This window comes from Ensifer sp. Root278 (assembly GCF_001429285.1).
Taxonomy (GTDB): Bacteria; Pseudomonadota; Alphaproteobacteria; order Rhizobiales; family Rhizobiaceae; genus Ensifer.
Map to the genome: position 1 here is coordinate 103392 of NZ_LMJJ01000008.1, position 15355 is coordinate 118746.

General features: G+C 62.7%; 13 protein-coding genes. 12 read left to right on the top strand and 1 reads right to left on the bottom strand.

Features of this window, described 5'->3' with window-relative positions; all coding sequences use genetic code 11:
* The first annotated feature begins 95 nt into the window (after window positions 1–95).
* The 10 genes from ASE60_RS09390 (at window position 96) to ASE60_RS09435 (ending at window position 12590) form a co-directional block, all read left to right on the top strand.
* Complete coding sequence (locus tag ASE60_RS09390; RefSeq protein ID WP_057249708.1) at window positions 96–1847, top strand: type I secretion system permease/ATPase; 1752 nt, start codon at window positions 96–98, stop codon at window positions 1845–1847.
* Window positions 1848–1852: 5 nt separating this feature from the next.
* Window positions 1853–3157, top strand: a complete 1305-nt coding sequence (locus ASE60_RS09395) for an HlyD family type I secretion periplasmic adaptor subunit (RefSeq protein WP_057249710.1) — start codon at window positions 1853–1855, stop codon at window positions 3155–3157.
* 317 nt (window positions 3158–3474) lie between these two features.
* The gene (locus ASE60_RS09400; RefSeq protein WP_057249542.1) at window positions 3475–5037 is read left to right on the top strand and encodes an ABC transporter substrate-binding protein; all 1563 of its coding nucleotides are present in this window, start codon (window positions 3475–3477) and stop codon (window positions 5035–5037) included.
* Window positions 5038–5095: 58 nt separating this feature from the next.
* Window positions 5096–6067 (top strand): ABC transporter permease, encoded by a 972-nt coding sequence (locus ASE60_RS09405; RefSeq protein WP_057249543.1) that lies wholly within the window; start codon window positions 5096–5098, stop codon window positions 6065–6067.
* 10 nt (window positions 6068–6077) lie between these two features.
* A complete protein-coding gene (locus ASE60_RS09410) occupies window positions 6078–7028 on the top strand; it encodes an ABC transporter permease (RefSeq protein WP_057249545.1) in 951 nt (316 codons plus the stop codon).
* A 3-nt stretch (window positions 7029–7031) separates the two neighbouring features.
* Window positions 7032–8225, top strand: a complete 1194-nt coding sequence (locus tag ASE60_RS09415; protein ID WP_057249547.1) for an amidohydrolase family protein — start codon at window positions 7032–7034, stop codon at window positions 8223–8225.
* Entirely contained in the window at window positions 8222–9706 is a 1485-nt protein-coding gene (locus tag ASE60_RS09420; RefSeq protein WP_057249548.1) for an amidohydrolase family protein, read from the top strand. Before ASE60_RS09415 ends, ASE60_RS09420 begins: the two co-directional genes overlap by 4 nt.
* A complete protein-coding gene (locus tag ASE60_RS09425; protein WP_057249549.1) occupies window positions 9703–10689 on the top strand; it encodes an ABC transporter ATP-binding protein in 987 nt (328 codons plus the stop codon). Before ASE60_RS09420 ends, ASE60_RS09425 begins: the two co-directional genes overlap by 4 nt.
* Window positions 10686–11666 carry an ABC transporter ATP-binding protein gene (locus tag ASE60_RS09430; RefSeq protein WP_057249550.1) on the top strand — a complete coding sequence of 327 codons (981 nt, stop codon included), beginning with the start codon at window positions 10686–10688 and terminating at the stop codon, window positions 11664–11666. Before ASE60_RS09425 ends, ASE60_RS09430 begins: the two co-directional genes overlap by 4 nt.
* A gap of 273 nt (window positions 11667–11939) precedes the next feature.
* Window positions 11940–12590, top strand: a complete 651-nt coding sequence (locus ASE60_RS09435; RefSeq protein ID WP_057249551.1) for a DUF480 domain-containing protein — start codon at window positions 11940–11942, stop codon at window positions 12588–12590.
* 71 nt (window positions 12591–12661) lie between these two features.
* Here ASE60_RS09435 and ASE60_RS09440 read toward each other — a convergent pair whose 3' ends face one another.
* Window positions 12662–13396, bottom strand: a complete 735-nt coding sequence (locus ASE60_RS09440; protein ID WP_057249553.1) for an aspartate/glutamate racemase family protein — start codon at window positions 13394–13396, stop codon at window positions 12662–12664.
* Between the two features lie 302 nt (window positions 13397–13698).
* Here ASE60_RS09440 and ASE60_RS09445 point away from each other — a divergent pair, with 302 nt between their 5' ends.
* A complete protein-coding gene (locus ASE60_RS09445; protein WP_057249554.1) occupies window positions 13699–14385 on the top strand; it encodes a GntR family transcriptional regulator in 687 nt (228 codons plus the stop codon).
* Between the two features lie 67 nt (window positions 14386–14452).
* A complete protein-coding gene (locus ASE60_RS09450; protein WP_057249556.1) occupies window positions 14453–15280 on the top strand; it encodes a bifunctional allantoicase/(S)-ureidoglycine aminohydrolase in 828 nt (275 codons plus the stop codon).
* The last annotated feature ends 75 nt before the right edge of the window (window positions 15281–15355 follow it).

Below are 15355 nucleotides of genomic sequence, written 5' to 3' on the forward strand. Positions count from 1 at the left end.
GGGGCGGGCACCGTGCTCGCCCCTCTCACCAACATCCCTGTCATTTCCCTGTGATGGCTGACTGCTACCGCCGCGATCTCAACGGACCACGGACCATGCGCGATATCTCCTCGACCAAAAGTGCCAATCAATTCAAAGGCGTCTTTGCCGGATGCATGAACGCCTTCGTCGGCATCGGCCTGCTTAGCGCCGTCGTCAACATCCTCTATCTCACGGGCTCCCTGTTCATGATGGAGGTCTATGACCGAGTGCTGCCGAGCCGCAGCCTGCCGACACTTGCGGCGCTGCTTGCCATCGTCGCGGTCCTCTATGGCTTCCAAGGGCTGTTCGACGCCCTACGCGGGCGTCTCCTGGTGCGCATTGCCGATCGACTCGATCTGGCAATTTCGCCACGCGTCTACGATGCGATCCTCGGCCTGCAGCTTCAAGCGCCGATGAGCGCCCGCTACGCCCAGCCCCTTCGCGATCTCGACGCCATCCGCTCGTTCCTCTCCGGAAGTGGCCCGACCGCGCTCTTCGATCTGCCCTGGCTGCCCTTCTACATTGCCATCTGCTTCGCCTTCCATTTCTGGCTCGGGGTCACGGCACTCGGCGGCGCAATCGTGCTTGCAGCCATCACGCTGCTGACCGAGCTTGTCTCCAAACGACCCGTCGAGGAAGCCGCCAGGCATTCTTCCAAGCGCAGCCGCATGGCCGAAAGCGCGCGGCGCAATGCCGATGTCATTTCGGTTCTCGGGATGGGGCCGCATCTGCGTCGCCGCTGGCAGGATGAGAACCGCGCCTTTACCCGCGAGCAACGCCGAGCAAGCGATATCGCCTCCGGTTTCAGCGTTCTCAGCAAGGTGCTGCGCATGCTGCTCCAGTCCGGCATTCTCGCCGTCGGCGCCTGGCTGGTGATCAACCAGCAGGCGACCCCCGGCATCATCATCGCTGGCTCGATACTCTCGGCGCGGGCGCTGGCGCCCGTCGACCTCGCTATCGCCAACTGGAAAGGCTTCATCGCCGCCCGCCAGAGCCGGGTGCGTCTGCAGAAGACGCTGTCGCTTCTGCCGGAGATGCAGGGCCGCATGGATTTGCCCGCGCCGAAGGCGATGCTTTCGGTCGAGCGCATCACGGCGGTTCCCCCGGAAACCAGTGAATCCGTACTTCAGGACATCGTGTTCTCGCTGGAAGCCGGTACCGGCCTCGGTGTCATCGGCGCCAGTGGTTCGGGCAAGAGTTCGCTGGCGCGCATTCTCGTTGGCATCTGGAAGCCGGCCCGCGGCGCGATCCGTCTCGATAGCGCCACGCCCGACCAATGGCCGGCGGCAGCGCTCGCGCGACACATCGGCTACATGCCGCAGGCGATCGAGCTGCTTGACGGCACGATCGCGGAGAACATTGCTTCCTTCGAGCCCGACGCTCAAGCCGACGATGTGATCGCGGCTGCGCGTGCGGCGCGAGTTCACGACCTGATCGTCAGCCTTCCGGACGGGTATTCGACGGAAGTCGGCGAAAATGGCCGCGCGCTTTCCGCCGGCCAGAAACAGCGCATCGCGCTGGCGCGGGCGCTCTATCGCGATCCGTTCCTTGTCATTCTCGACGAGCCGAACTCCAATCTCGATTCCGAAGGGGAGGAGGCGCTGACCGCGGCAATCCTCGGCATCCGGGAGCGCGGCGGCATCGCCATCGTCATCGCCCATCGCCCGAGCGCGCTGATTGCGGTCGACAAGGTGCTGATGCTGGCCGCCGGCAAACAGCAGGCCTTCGGTCCGAAAGATGAGGTTCTCTCGAAGGTCTTGAGGCAGGCGCCGGGCAATCCAGGTGCGCTCAAGGTCGTGCAAACAGTAGAAGCAGCAAAGGCATGATGGACATGGACGATTGGCAGACACTGCGGCGCTCGATCCGCACGCATTTGATCGTCGGCGCGCTCGGCTTTGCCACGCTCGTTGGGCTTTTCGGCGGCTGGGCCATCGGAACTGAAATCGTTGGCGCCGTGATTGCGCAGGGTTCGGTTGTTGTCGAAAGCAGCCTGAAGAAGGTACAGCACCCGATGGGCGGCGTCGTCAGCGAGCTGATGGTTCGTGACGGCGATCGGGTTCGGGCCGGCGACGTGGTCATGCGTCTCGATGCGACGATGACGAAAGCCAATCTTGCGATCATCCTGAAAAGTCTCGACCAGTTCGCGGCGCGAAAGGCAAGGCTCGAAGGCGAGCGCGACCGTCGTGAACGCGTGGCTTTTCCCGAGACCCTGCTTGCACGCGGCAATGAGCCGGAGATCGCAGCTATGATGCACGCGGAGGAACAGCTTTATCAAAACCGGCGCGACGTTCGCGACAGCAAGAAGCGCCAACTCGAACGGCGTGTGCAGCAGCTGAACGACGAAATCCGCGGTATGGAGGCGGAGCGCGCGGCAAGCGAGCGGGAGCGGGTGTTGATCAAGGACGAACTCGACCGCTACGTCTTCCTGCATGACATGGGCCTAATGGAGAAAAGCCGGATCAGCACGCTCGAGCGTCAGGCAACCGACATTGACGGAGAGATCGGCCGCCTCACCGCGGGGATCGCCGGCGTTCACGAAAAGATCGCCGAGACGGCGCTGCAGATCATTCAGGTGGACGAGCAATGGGCGGAAGAAGTCGGCAGCGATCTGCGCGAAATGGATGCCCGCATCGGGGAATATGTCGAGCGCAAGGTGGCGGCCGAAGACCAGTTGAAACGGGTCGATATCGTGGCGCCGCAGAACGGGATCGTGCATCAACTTGCCGTCCACACGGTGGGTGGCGTCGTCGCGCCTGGCGAACAGATCATGATGATCGTTCCTGACATCGGCAAATTGGTGGTGGAGGCCAAGGTCGCGCCGCAGGATATCGACCAGATCTATTCGGGCCAGCGCGCCATCCTGCGCTTTTCCGCCTTCAGCCAGAAGACGACGCCGGAGATCAACGGTGCTGTGGAGCGTGTCTCCGCCGACGTCACCGTCGACCAGCGGACCGGCGCCAGCTACTACGTCGCGCGCGTCGCGATCTCGCCCGAGGAGATCCAAAGGCTTGGCAATGTGTCGCTAATGCCAGGCATGCCGGTCGAGACATTCATTACCACCGGTGCGCGCAGCGTTGCCTCCTATTTCGTCAAGCCCCTGATGGATCAGGTCAACCGCGCGTTCCGCGAGAGCTGACGCGCCCAAGCACCGAGTAATCTGACAAATCGCATTCGCCCGTCGGTATCGAAAGATATCGGCGGGCGTCCCGTTTCAGGCGTTCCGACAGATTTTATTCGCCTCATAGTTGCTGCTCGACCACTGTCTTTCAAGCTGTTTGTTCGGGAAGCGACCCCCACTTTTTACATCGTATGCCACTTTAAACATTTATGCATACAAAATTGTCGACAAAATAGTTGACATTGTCGCCAACAGCTTCAAATCTAGGGTGGCTTGCTCACGAGTGGGCGAGAGCGCCGGCATAGGGCGACTGACGAGAAAACAGAGGGAACGACATGAAACTGAGAAAGCATCTCCTCGCGGGGTTGGCATTTACCGTCCTCGCATCCTCGGCATCCGCCGAAACGCTGCGCTGGGGAAGCCCGCGGGATATCTTCTCGCTCGACCCCTATTCCTACGGGAGCACCTCGAACCTGGCCTTCCTCAACCACGTCTATGAGGGCCTGACGCGCTATACGCCGGAGTTCAAGGTCGAGGCGGCGCTCGCCACGAGCTGGGAGATGGTGAAGGACAAGGTCTGGCGCTTCCATCTGCGCAAGGGTGTGAAGTTCCAGAACGGTGCCGATTTCACCGCCGACGACGTCGTTGCCTCCATGGCCCGCGTCAGCCACCCGACCTCGCCGCTGCGCGGCAACATTCCGGCCTATGTCTCGACCACCAAGGTCGACGACTACACGGTCGACATCGAAGTGAATTCGCTGAACCCGCTGTTCCTCAACGACATGACCAACATCTTCATGTTCGACAAGGACTGGCTGGTCGACAACAAGTCCGAGCTGCCGACCGACGTCGGCGCCAAGGTCGAAGGCTACGCCACCTACAACACCAACGGTACCGGCCCGTTCAAGGTCGAGTCCCGCGTTCCCGACAGCAAGACCGTTCTCATCAAGAACGATGGCTGGTGGGATACGCCGAAGCACAATCTCGACCGCATCGAATTCATGCCGATCACCTCGGCCGCCACCCGGGTCGCGGCCCTGCTTTCGGGCGAGATCGACCTCACCGATGGTGCCCCGGTACAGGATCTGGAGCGCCTCAAGAGCTCGCCGGACATCAAGGTCGTCGAGCGCACCGACCTGCGCACCGTGCACATGGTCTTCAACCGCCACGAGACCTTCGCCGACGGTCGCGAAAACTTCTTCAACAACATCAAGGTACGCCAGGCGATCGACCATGCGATCGACCGCCAGCTCATCTTCAAGCGCGTGATGCGCGGCAAGTCGCATGTCGCCGGCACCATGGTCGCGCCTGAGATCCCCGGCTACAGCGCCGAGCTCGACGTGCCGACCGCTTACGATCCGGAACTCTCCAAGAAGCTGCTCGAAGAAGCGGGCGCCGTCGGCAAGGAGTTCACGTTCGTCTGCATGAACGACGAGAGCGTCAACGAGGAAGACGTCTGCAGCGCGCTCGTTTCGATGCTGTCGCGCGTCGGTCTCAAGCCGACCCTCGACATCGGCCCGCGTGCGGTTCAGGCGCCGAAGCGCGCCGGCGGCAAGTCCGACGCCTACATGATCGGCTGGGCCAACGAGCCAACCCTCGATGCCTATTCGATCCTGGTTCAGGTTCTCTCGACCCGCGAAGGTGCCGCCGGCGTCGCCAACTACGGCGGCTGGTCCTATCCGGAACTCGACGCCATGGTGAAGAAGGCCGCGGTCGAGATGGATCACGACAAGCGTCTGGCGATCGAAACCGAGGCGCTGAAGTTCGCCAAGGACGAGGTCATCATGATCCCGCTGCACCAGCAGCCGATGGCCTGGGCGATGTCCAAGAACGTCACGGACGTCACCATTCGCGCCGACAACAAGCCGCGCCACTGGCTGACGCGCATCGGCGATTGAGTTTCCTTGCCCCGGCAGAGTTCGCTCTGCCGGGCTTTCTCATTCAGCGAGAAACCCAATGATTGTCTTTCTCATCAAGCGACTGGCCAATGCCGTGCTGGTCATGCTCGCCGTTGCGCTGCTCGCCTTCCTGATCTTCCGCTTCGCCGGCGATCCGGTGGAGTTGATGGCCAACGAGCAGATGTCGCAGGCCGACCGCATCGAGCTGCGCGAAAAGCTCGGGCTCAACGATTCGTTCGTGACCCAGTTCGGACGGTTCGTCGTCAACGCTGCACAGGGCGATTTCGGCATCAGCTACCGCAACGGCCAGGACGTCATGAAGCTGATTGCCGAACGCTTCCCGGCGACGATGGAGTTGGCGCTGGTCGCAACCGTCCTGTCGCTCTTGATCGGTATTCCGCTTGGCGTCATCACTGCGATCCATCGCGGGCGATGGTACTCGGAGGGGCTTCAATTCGTCAGTATCATCGGCGTCTCGTTGCCGAGCTTCGTCGTCGGCATCCTTTTGATCCTTGTCTTTGCCGTAACGCTTGGCCTCGTGCCCGCTTTCGGCCGCGGCGACGTGGTTCAGCTTGGCTGGTGGAGCACCGGTTTGCTGACGGCTTCGGGTCGCGCGTCCCTGCTTCTGCCGTCCCTTGCGCTCGCGCTTTACCAGATCACTCTGGTCATGCGCCTTGTCCGCGCCGAGATGATGGAAGTGCTGCGCTCGGACTTCGTCAAATTCGCACGTGCCCGCGGCGTGCCGCGCTGGCGGATCTATTTCCGCCACGCGCTCCGCAACTGTCTGATGCCTGTCGTCACCATGACGGCGATGAACTTCGGCTCGCTGATCGCATTCGCGCTGATCACCGAAACCGTGTTCCAGTGGCCGGGCATGGGCATGCTGTTCATTCAGGCGGTGACCTTCCTCGATATGCCTGTCATGGCGGGGTATCTCTGCATCGTCTCCTTCATCTTCGTCACGCTCAATACGCTCGTCGATATCGCCTATGCGGTCATCGATCCGCGGTTGCGCGATGCCACCCGCTGAGGTCGCTGCCATGACAGATCACGTCCAGCAAACCACACCGCCACGCCGGCCCTCGCGGCTTGCCCGCTGGCGCCAAAGCGACCTCTGGTGGTCCTTCACCCACAAGCCGTCGGCGATCATCGGCGCGGTCATCCTCACCTTCCTGATCGTGACCGCCTTTTCCGCGCCGCTGATTGCGCCCCAGAACCCGTTCGATCCGGCCCAGCTCGAGCTCTGGAATTCCGAGTTGCCGCCAATCTGGGAGGCCGACGGCCAATGGCCTTACGTGCTCGGCACGGACACCCAAGGCCGCGACATGCTTTCGGCCATTCTCTATGGCTCGCGCATCTCGATCCTGATCGGCGTCGCCTCGGTCGTCCTTTCATTGGCCGTGGGTTTGAGCCTCGGGCTCGTCGCCGGCTATTTCGGGCGCTTCATCGACAATCTGCTGATGCGCATCGGCGATGTGCTCCTCTCGATCCCGACGATCCTGATCGCGATCCTCGTCAGCGCCGTCGCGCGCCAGATGCTGCCGCCGGAACTCAGGGACGTCGGTTCTGCCGCCGTGCTGGTGCTGGCGATTACGCTCAGCGCCTGGGTGCAATATGCCCGTACCGTCCGTGCCCAGACGATCGTCGAGCGCGGCAAGGAGTATGTCCAGGCCGCGCGTCTTTTGAAAACGCCGGCGCGGCGCATCATGCTGAAGCACATCCTGCCGAACACGCTGACGCCGATCCTGGTCGCGGCGACCTTGAACTTCGGCATGGCGATCCTGACGGAGGCGACGCTTTCCTTCCTCGGCATCGGCATGCCGCCGAGCCAGCCGAGCCTTGGAACGCTCATCCGCCTCGGCAACCAGTTCCTGTTTTCGGGCGTATGGTGGGTCGTGCTCTTCCCCGTCGTCCAGCTTTGCCTTCTCGTGGTCTCCGTCAACCTGCTCGGTGACTGGCTGCGCGATGCGCTCAATCCGAAATTGAGGTGAATAATGTCCAATCTCCTGATCCGTAACGTCAGGCCCAACGCCGGCGAAGCGACCGATATCCTCGTGCGCGACGGCAAGATCGCGGCCTTCGGCAAAGGTCTTTCCGCTGAAGGCGTAGCAACCGAGGACGGCAACGGCCATATCGTGATCTCTGGTCTCGTCGAAGCCCATACGCATCTCGACAAGTCGGTCTGGGGCATGCCCTGGCATGTCAATGCCAAGTCTGCGAGCTTGCGCGAACGCATCGACTTCGAGCGCGAGCAGCGGCTCGAAATCGGCATCGAGCCGCACCGCCAGTCCATGCGTCAGGCAATCATGCTCGCGGCCAACGGCGCAAGCCACATCCGCAGCCACGTCGACATCGACACGACCCATGGGCTTAGGCTGATGGAAGGCATCGTCGAGACCCGCAAGGCGCTTGAGGGCATCATCGACATCGAGATCGTCGCCTTCCCGCAGTCGGGCCTTGTCACTCGTCCGGGCACGGTCGAGCTCCTCGACCAGGCTCTGAGCAATGGCGCGGAAGTCCTTGGCGGCATTGATCCCTGCGGCATCGACTGGGACCCGAAGGGACACCTCGACGCGATCTTCGGCCTTGCCGACAAACATGCAAAGCCAATCGATATTCATCTGCACGAGCAGGGCGAACTCGGTGCCTTCAGCATGGAGATGATGTTCGAGCGCATCCGCGCGCTCGGCATGCAGGGCAAGGTGGCGATCAGTCACGCCTTCGCGCTCGGAGCACCGGATTACCTGCGCGTCGCCGGCCTGATCGAACAGATTGCCGAGCTCGATATCCGTATCGTCACGACCGGCTCACCGTCTTCGACCGTGCCGTCGATCCTCCGTTTGAAGGACGCCGGCGTCAAGGTCGCGGCCGGCTGCGACGGCATCCGCGATACCTGGGGTCCGTGGGGACAGCCCGACATGATGGACCGCGCCCGCATCCTCGGCATGAAGAATGGCCTGCGCCGTGACGTCGATCTCGAACATGCGCTGCATGTCTGCTCCAAGGGGGGCGCCGAGGTCATGGACATTAGGGGATACGGCCTGGACGTCGGCTGCGACGCCGATTTCACCCTGCTCACCGGCGAGACGCTGGCCCATGCCGTCGTCGACGTCGCGCCGCGGCCGCTGGTCGTCAAGCGCGGACGTGTCGTCGCTCGAAACGGTATTGCGGAGGTAGCAATCCCATGAACACCATCAAGGATTTGACACTTGGCCAACGTCCCGAGGGACGCACGCTTCTGACGGCGCAATGGGTGCTCGGTCACCGGGACGGTTCGCACCGGCTGATCCCGAACGGTGAGGTCGTCATTGAAGGCGGCACGCTGCTCTATGTCGGGCCACACTTCGAAGGCGACGTAGCTCGGCGGATCGATCTCGGGGCCGCGATGATCAGCCCCGGCCTGATCGACCTCGATGCACTTTCGGATCTCGACACGACGATCCTTTCGATCGACCATCAGCCCGGTTGGGCCAAGGGTCGCGTCTGGCCGCGCTCCTATATCGAGCGCGGGCCCTATGAGATGTACACGCAGGAGGAACTGGCGTTCCAGAAGCGCTTTGCCTTCGCTCAGCTTCTCCTGAACGGCATCACCACGGCAGCCCCGATCGCCTCGCTCTTCTACCGCGAGTGGGGCGAGACCGTCGCGGAGTTCGCCGCCGCTTCCGACGCGGCCGGCGATCTGGGTTTGCGCGTCTATCTGAGCCCGGCCTATCGCGCCGGCGGCATGATGGTGACGGCGCCGGGCCAGCTCGAAGCGATCTTCGACGAAGCAAGGGGCCTGAAGGGCCTCGAGGATGCCATCGGCTTCATCCGCGAGCACGAAGGGCGTCACGGTGGCCTGGTCAAGGGGCTGCTGGCTCCGGACCGGGTGGAAACCTGCACCGAGAAGCTTCTGATCCGCACTGCCGACGCGGCGCGCGACCTTGATTGTCCGATCCGCCTGCATGCGGCGCAGGGCACCATGGAAGTCGATACCGTTCGCCGCTTGCACGACAAGACGGCGCCGGAGTGGTTGGCAAGCTTCGGCTTCCTCAGCGACCGGCTGATTGCGCCGCATGCTACTCAGGCGACCGATAACGATCTGCGTCTTTATGCCGAAAACGGCGTCAGCATCGTCCATTGCCCGCTGGTTTCGGCTCGCGGCGGCAGCACGCTGAATTCGTTCCGCTCCGTCAAGGCCCGCGGCGTCAACATCGCCATGGGCACCGACACGACACCGCCGGACATGCTGATGAACCTTCTGGTCGGCCTGATCACCTGCCGCGTGGTCGAAAACGATCCGGGCGCCGTCAGCTGTGCCGATCTCTTCGACGCCGCGACACTTGGCGGCGCCAAGGCCCTCGGCCGGTCGGATCTCGGCCGCCTGGAAGCGGGTGCTCGGGCCGACATCGCGGTCTTCGATCTCATGGACCACCACATGGCACCGGCGGTCGATCCGATCACCACGCTGGTGGTCGGCGGTTCGGGACGCGTCACCAAGGCGGTCTTCGTCGATGGCCGTCTGTCGATGCGTGACGGCGAAGTGGCAGGCTTCGATATGAACGAGGCGCGCGCAAAGGCGCAGGCGCAGTTCGATGGTCTGATCGCCAAATATCCCGAAAGAAGCTGGGGTCACCCGCCGGTCAGCGAGATCTTCCCGCCGAGCTACCCTCTGGAGGTGCCGCGATGACGGAAACTGCTTCATCGGCCGTGCTTGACGTTCGCGGCCTCTGCGTCGAATTCCCCGGGCGCCATGGCACGGTTTCGGCACTCTCAGACGTTTCGCTCAGCATTCGCCCGGGCGAGATCCTCGGCGTCGTCGGCGAATCCGGCGCCGGCAAGTCGATGACCGGCCTTGCGGTCCAGGGACTGCTGGAGCCGCCCGGCCGTATCTCCGGCGGAGAGGTCTGGCTCGCCGGCCGCCGCATCGACCAGCTCGGCGACAAGGAGATGCAGAACGTGCGTGGCCGCCAGATCGGCGCGATCTTCCAGGATCCGCTGACCTCGCTCAACCCGCTCTTCACCATCGGCGCGCAGCTCGTCGAAACAATCCGCCTCCATCTGAAGCTCTCCAAGGCCGACGCCAAGGCGCGCGCCATCCAGCTTCTGAAGGAGGTCGGCATTCCGGCGCCTGAAGCGCGCTACGACCACTATCCGCATCAGTTCTCGGGCGGCATGCGCCAGCGCGTCGTCATTGCGCTCGCGCTCGCCGCCGAGCCGAAGCTGATCATTGCAGACGAGCCTACGACGGCACTCGACGTCTCGATCCAGGCGCAGATCACCTCGCTGCTCCGCCGTCTTTGCGACGATCATGGAACCGCGGTCATGCTGGTCACCCACGACATGGGCGTCATCGCAGAGACCGCCGACCGTGTCGCGGTCATGTATGCCGGACGGCTGGTTGAGATCGGTCCGGTCGGCGACGTGCTGAAGAATGCGCGTCATCCCTATACCCGCGGTCTGATGGGCTCGATCCCGGCACTCGGCCGTCGCGTCGAGCGCCTGAACCAGATCGACGGTTCGATGCCGCGGCTGAACGCAATCCCGACCGGCTGCGCCTTCAACCCGCGTTGCCCTGAGGCGGGGCCGCGCTGCCGCAAGGATCGTCCCGAGCCGGCCCCGTTCGGCAGCGGCGTTGCTGCTTGCTGGCTCAATGCAGGAGGAGTTCTATGAGTGATGCCCTGACGGTCAACGACCTGACCTGCAATTTCGATGTTTCCGCGCCCTGGCTCAACCGGGTGATCGAGCGCAAGCCGCAGCAGTTCGTGCGGGCGGTGGACGACATCAGTTTCAGGGTGCCGATGGGCGGCTGCCTCAGCCTCGTCGGCGAATCCGGCTGCGGCAAGTCGACGGTCGCGCGGCTCGTCACCGGTCTCTACCGGGCGAGCGAAGGCGAGGTACGGTTTGCGCCCGGCAAGAACGGGCAACCGCTTTCGGCGCAGATGATCTTCCAGGATCCCTATGCCAGCCTCAATCCGCGCTGGCGCGTGCGCAACATCATCGCCGAGCCGCTGCGCGAGCTGAAGCTTCGCAATTCGGAAGCGGAGATCATGGAGCGTGTCGGCGAACTGCTGACGATCGTCGGCCTCGCGCCTTCGGACGGAACCAAGTTTCCGCATGAATTCTCCGGCGGCCAGCGCCAACGCATATCGATCGCACGGGCGCTTGCCGGCGAGCCGGAGTTCCTCGTTTGCGACGAGCCGACCTCGGCCCTTGACGTGTCGGTCCAGGCCCAGATCCTGAACCTCATGCGCAAACTGCAGGACGAGATGGGGCTGACCTATCTCTTCATCAGCCACGACATGAGCGTGGTGCGCCACATGTCGGACCGTATCGCGGTGATGTATCTCGGGCGCATCGTCGAAGAGGCGGACACCGAAACGCTCTTCGCCAATCCACGGCATCCCTACACGCAACTGCTGCTTGAGACGATCCCGGACATTACCCATCCGAAGCGTGGGCGCAGTATCGCTGCCAGCGAGGTGCCGAGCCCGCTCAATCCGCCGTCCGGCTGCACGTTCCATCCACGCTGCCCCTTTGCGGACCAGCGCTGCAAGAGCGAACGGCCGGAAATGCGCAACTTCGCCGACGGTTCGCGTGCCGCCTGCCACCGCATCGAAGAGACGGCGAAGGCGATCCACGCGGCCTGACACATCGAGTTCCCTGAAGCCTTGGGCTCCGTGTCGTGTCAGTCGCGGAGCCTCTTTTTTCGGCCGATGTTCAGGCGACCCGAATTGCGGACGACCGTGTTTCGTATCCCTGTCGTCAGGCGAATGCTACGGTGCTAACCGGAATTCAACGAAATAGACCGATGACCATTTCCGGGCTTCGACACTCACGTTAGGGTAGGGGCCGAAAGCCGGGCTGCACTCCGCTTGGGGGGCTCGGTTGGGATCGAATGCGTTGATTTGAAGAGTTGGCTTATGAACACGACCTCCGACACCGATTTCCCCATCCTCAATGCCGTTGAAGCCCGCATTCTCGGCTGCCTGATCGAGAAGAAGGAAACGACGCCCGACGTCTACCCGCTGACGCTCAATTCGGCGCATGCAGCCGCCAACCAGAAGACGGCCCGCGATCCCGTCATGGCGGTCGAACAGGTTGACGTCCACCGCGCGCTCTCGTCGCTGGCGCAGAAGGGGTTGGTCCGCCAGGCGTTTGCGTCCAGGGTCGAGCGCTACGAGCACCTGGTAGCCAACCGCTTCTCGCTGACCTCGCCGCAGATCGTCATGCTGGGTCTTCTGCTTCTTCGCGGTCCGCAGACCGCTTACGAGCTCTGGGCACGCAGCGAGCGCATGGCGCGGTTCTCCTCGATCGAGGAGCTGAAGGACAATCTCGATCTGATGATGGGCCGCCGGCCGCCACTGATCGTTCAATTGAACCGAGGCGCCGGTCAGCGCGAGGACCGCTTCGCGCATCTGCTGTGCGGTGAAGTCGAGCAGCCGGCTGCCGAGAGGGCTGTGGTGTCTTCGGCTCCGAGTGGCTCGGCGCTATCCGCCCTCGAAGAACGACTGGAAGCGCTCGAGCAGAAGGTGGCGACGCTGCAGGAGCAGCTTGACGCCTTGATGCGCTGATCTAGCCAATCGGCACCAGCGCGAGCGCTACCGGACGGGGTGCCGCCCGGTGGCCCGTAAAGGCTTAAGATTTAGCCGGCGACGTCAGCCAGCCTGCAGGCCGGGTTTTCCTTGGCACGGGGATAGTCATAGGCGCCGACCTTTGAGGTGGCATAGCCGCCGCCGACCAGCGCTTCGGCTAGCTTCACCGCAGCGGTCACGCCGTCGATGACAGGCATGCCGGTGCGCGCCTTCAGGCGGTCGCAGAGCTCTGACATGCCAGCGCAGCCGAGAATGATTGCTTCAGCACCATCTTCCTGCCGCGCCTTGAGGATCTCCTGCACCAGCATCTCCTCGGTATGGGCGAGGTCCTCTTCCAGCGCCAGCACCGGCATGTCCACCGAACGGACCTTGCGGCAGCGATGACCGGCACCATAGGCGTCAGCCAGATCCTCGATGATCGGCACGGAACGGGGCAGGGTGGTGATGATCGTAAAGCGGGTCGCGATGTTCATCGCCACTTGCACGGCCGCCTGACAGATGCCGATCACCGGACCACGTGCGATCTCACGCGCAGCACCAAGGCCCGGGTCATCGAAGCAGGCGATGACATAGGCGTCGACGCCGCGCATCTCGCCCTTACGAATCTCTGCGAGCATCGCCGGTACGGCCATGGCTTCGTCGGCATGCCCTTCAATGCTGGCCGGGCTTGACGTAGGGTTAATGGACTCCAGTAAGGTATGAGGTGCTGCGACGCGCTCCGCACTGCGATGCGCCTGTTCGGTCATGGAGCGAGTGGAATTCGGGTTGATGAGCAGGAGACGCATGGATCAGCTCGTTTTCCGGAGGACGGTTGCGAAGGGGACGTCGGCCGTGGTGTCCAGAGTGCGCATCACGCCCCTCTCCTGGTCCGGCAGTTCAGTGAAATTAAGGTCCATCGGGGCTCTCAAGTGGCATCGCGCCCCGGCTTCGGGCCGGTCGCGCGGTCGTGTTTAAGCAGTTGCCATTGCACATCAAGTTGCGGTACACAATATTGTCTACAATTTTGTAGTCAATATCTAACTGCAGCTGATGGAATTGACTTTGAGCGCCGCACGGCGAGAGTAAGCGAACGGCTAAGGGAGATTTCATGTACAACGCGGACGAAGCCGCCGGTGCTCCGACGGCGATCATTTGCGAGAAGATCTGGCTTGCGATTGCAGAGCGGCGGCTACGCCCGGGAACGCGCTTGAAAGAAGAGCAACTTGCCGAAATATTCTCCGTCAGCAGGGCGCGCATCCGACAGGCACTGACCGCGCTGGAGCGCGACGGCCTGGTGACGATCATGCCGAACCGCGGCGCCTTCGTTTCCGAGCCCTCCGTCGATGAGGCGCGCGATGTCTTCGTTGCCCGCCGGGCCATCGAGCAGCGCGTCGTCGAGCGCTTGTGTGAACGCGCCAACTCCAAGGATATCGTCCGGTTGCGAGGCCATATCGAGGAAGAGCGCATTGCCGGCCGATCCGGCAATCTCTCTGATATCGTTCGGCTTTCGGGCGGTTTTCACCTTTTGCTCGCGGAACTCTCGGGCTCGGCCTTTCTCTTCGGCATTCTGCGCGACCTGGTCTCCCGTACATCCTTGATCACCGCGATGTACCGTTCGAACCACCTTCACAATTGCGGGCCGGACGAACATCTGGCCGTAGTCGAACACATCGCAGCGCGCGATGTCGCGAGCGCGATCAAGGAAATGGCCGAACACCTGAACCATGTGGAAGCGGAACTGGATCTGGACGAGGAGAAGGATCAGCCCCGCGATCTTCGCACCGCCTTGCTTTGACGCTCAAACGAACCAATTGCACCGCTGATAAGAGGAGGCGGTGCCTGCCAGCAGACTGAAGGAAGATATGACCAACCGTAGTTACTATGCGCCGCATGGCGGCAACCCGCCGCAAACCCAACTCCTTTCGGATCGCGCGGTCTTCACCGAAGCCTATGCCGTTATTCCGAAGGGGACGATGATGGATATCGTCACCAGCTATCTGCCGTTCTGGGATAAAACCCGGCTGTGGATATTGTCCCGTCCGCTCTCCGGTTTTGCTGAAACATTTTCACAATATATCATGGAAATCGCTCCGGGCGGTGGCAGCGACAAGCCCGAACTGGACGAGGGAGCCGAGGGCGCGATCTTCGTCGTCGAAGGCGAACTGACCGTTACGCTCGACGGCAAGGCGCACAAGATGCAGCCGGGCGGCTTCGCCTTCATTCCACCGGCCAGCAACTGGAGCGTTCGCAATGGAAGCGAAGCGCCGGTTCGCTTCCATTGGGTGCGCAAGGCCTATGAGTATGTCGATGGCTTGCCTGTGCCGGAAGCCATCTTCACCAATGAAGCCGAAATCACCCCGTCGCCGATGCCTGGCACCGACGGCAAGTGGGCGACGACGCGCTTCGTCGATCCGGCGGACCTGCGCCACGACATGCACATGACAATCGTCACGTTCGAGCCCGGCGCGATCATTCCCTTCGCCGAGACACACGTCATGGAGCATGGCCTTTACGTGCTCGAAGGCAAGGCGGTCTACCGGCTCAATCAGGATTGGGTCGAGGTCGAGGCCGGCGACTACATGTGGCTTCGCGCCTTCTGCCCGCAGGCCTGCTACGCCGGTGGTCCGGGCAAGTTCCGCTATCTGCTCTACAAGGACGTGAACCGCCATATGAAGCTGCGGGCGCGCTAAGGAAACTTACGCTAGGTAAGGCAAAACCGCGCATTCGACGAATGCGCGGTTTTCTATTTTCCTCAATGCGTTACT

Excerpts from the sequence above, each read along its gene's own strand:
- ASE60_RS09420 (WP_057249548.1), top strand. The coding sequence starts at position 8,222 with ATGAACACCATCAAGGATTTGACACTTGGCCAACGTCCCGAGGGACGC.
- ASE60_RS09415 (WP_057249547.1), top strand. The coding sequence starts at position 7,032 with ATGTCCAATCTCCTGATCCGTAACGTCAGGCCCAACGCCGGCGAAGCG.
- ASE60_RS09450 (WP_057249556.1), top strand. The coding sequence starts at position 14,453 with ATGACCAACCGTAGTTACTATGCGCCGCATGGCGGCAACCCGCCGCAA.
- ASE60_RS09430 (WP_057249550.1), top strand. The coding sequence starts at position 10,686 with ATGAGTGATGCCCTGACGGTCAACGACCTGACCTGCAATTTCGATGTT.
- ASE60_RS09425 (WP_057249549.1), top strand. The coding sequence starts at position 9,703 with ATGACGGAAACTGCTTCATCGGCCGTGCTTGACGTTCGCGGCCTCTGC.
- ASE60_RS09445 (WP_057249554.1), top strand. The coding sequence starts at position 13,699 with ATGTACAACGCGGACGAAGCCGCCGGTGCTCCGACGGCGATCATTTGC.
- ASE60_RS09435 (WP_057249551.1), top strand. The coding sequence starts at position 11,940 with ATGAACACGACCTCCGACACCGATTTCCCCATCCTCAATGCCGTTGAA.
- ASE60_RS09390 (WP_057249708.1), top strand. The coding sequence starts at position 96 with ATGCGCGATATCTCCTCGACCAAAAGTGCCAATCAATTCAAAGGCGTC.
- ASE60_RS09400 (WP_057249542.1), top strand. The coding sequence starts at position 3,475 with ATGAAACTGAGAAAGCATCTCCTCGCGGGGTTGGCATTTACCGTCCTC.
- ASE60_RS09440 (WP_057249553.1), bottom strand. The coding sequence starts at position 13,396 with ATGCGTCTCCTGCTCATCAACCCGAATTCCACTCGCTCCATGACCGAA.
- ASE60_RS09410 (WP_057249545.1), top strand. The coding sequence starts at position 6,078 with ATGACAGATCACGTCCAGCAAACCACACCGCCACGCCGGCCCTCGCGG.
- ASE60_RS09395 (WP_057249710.1), top strand. The coding sequence starts at position 1,853 with ATGGACGATTGGCAGACACTGCGGCGCTCGATCCGCACGCATTTGATC.
- ASE60_RS09405 (WP_057249543.1), top strand. The coding sequence starts at position 5,096 with ATGATTGTCTTTCTCATCAAGCGACTGGCCAATGCCGTGCTGGTCATG.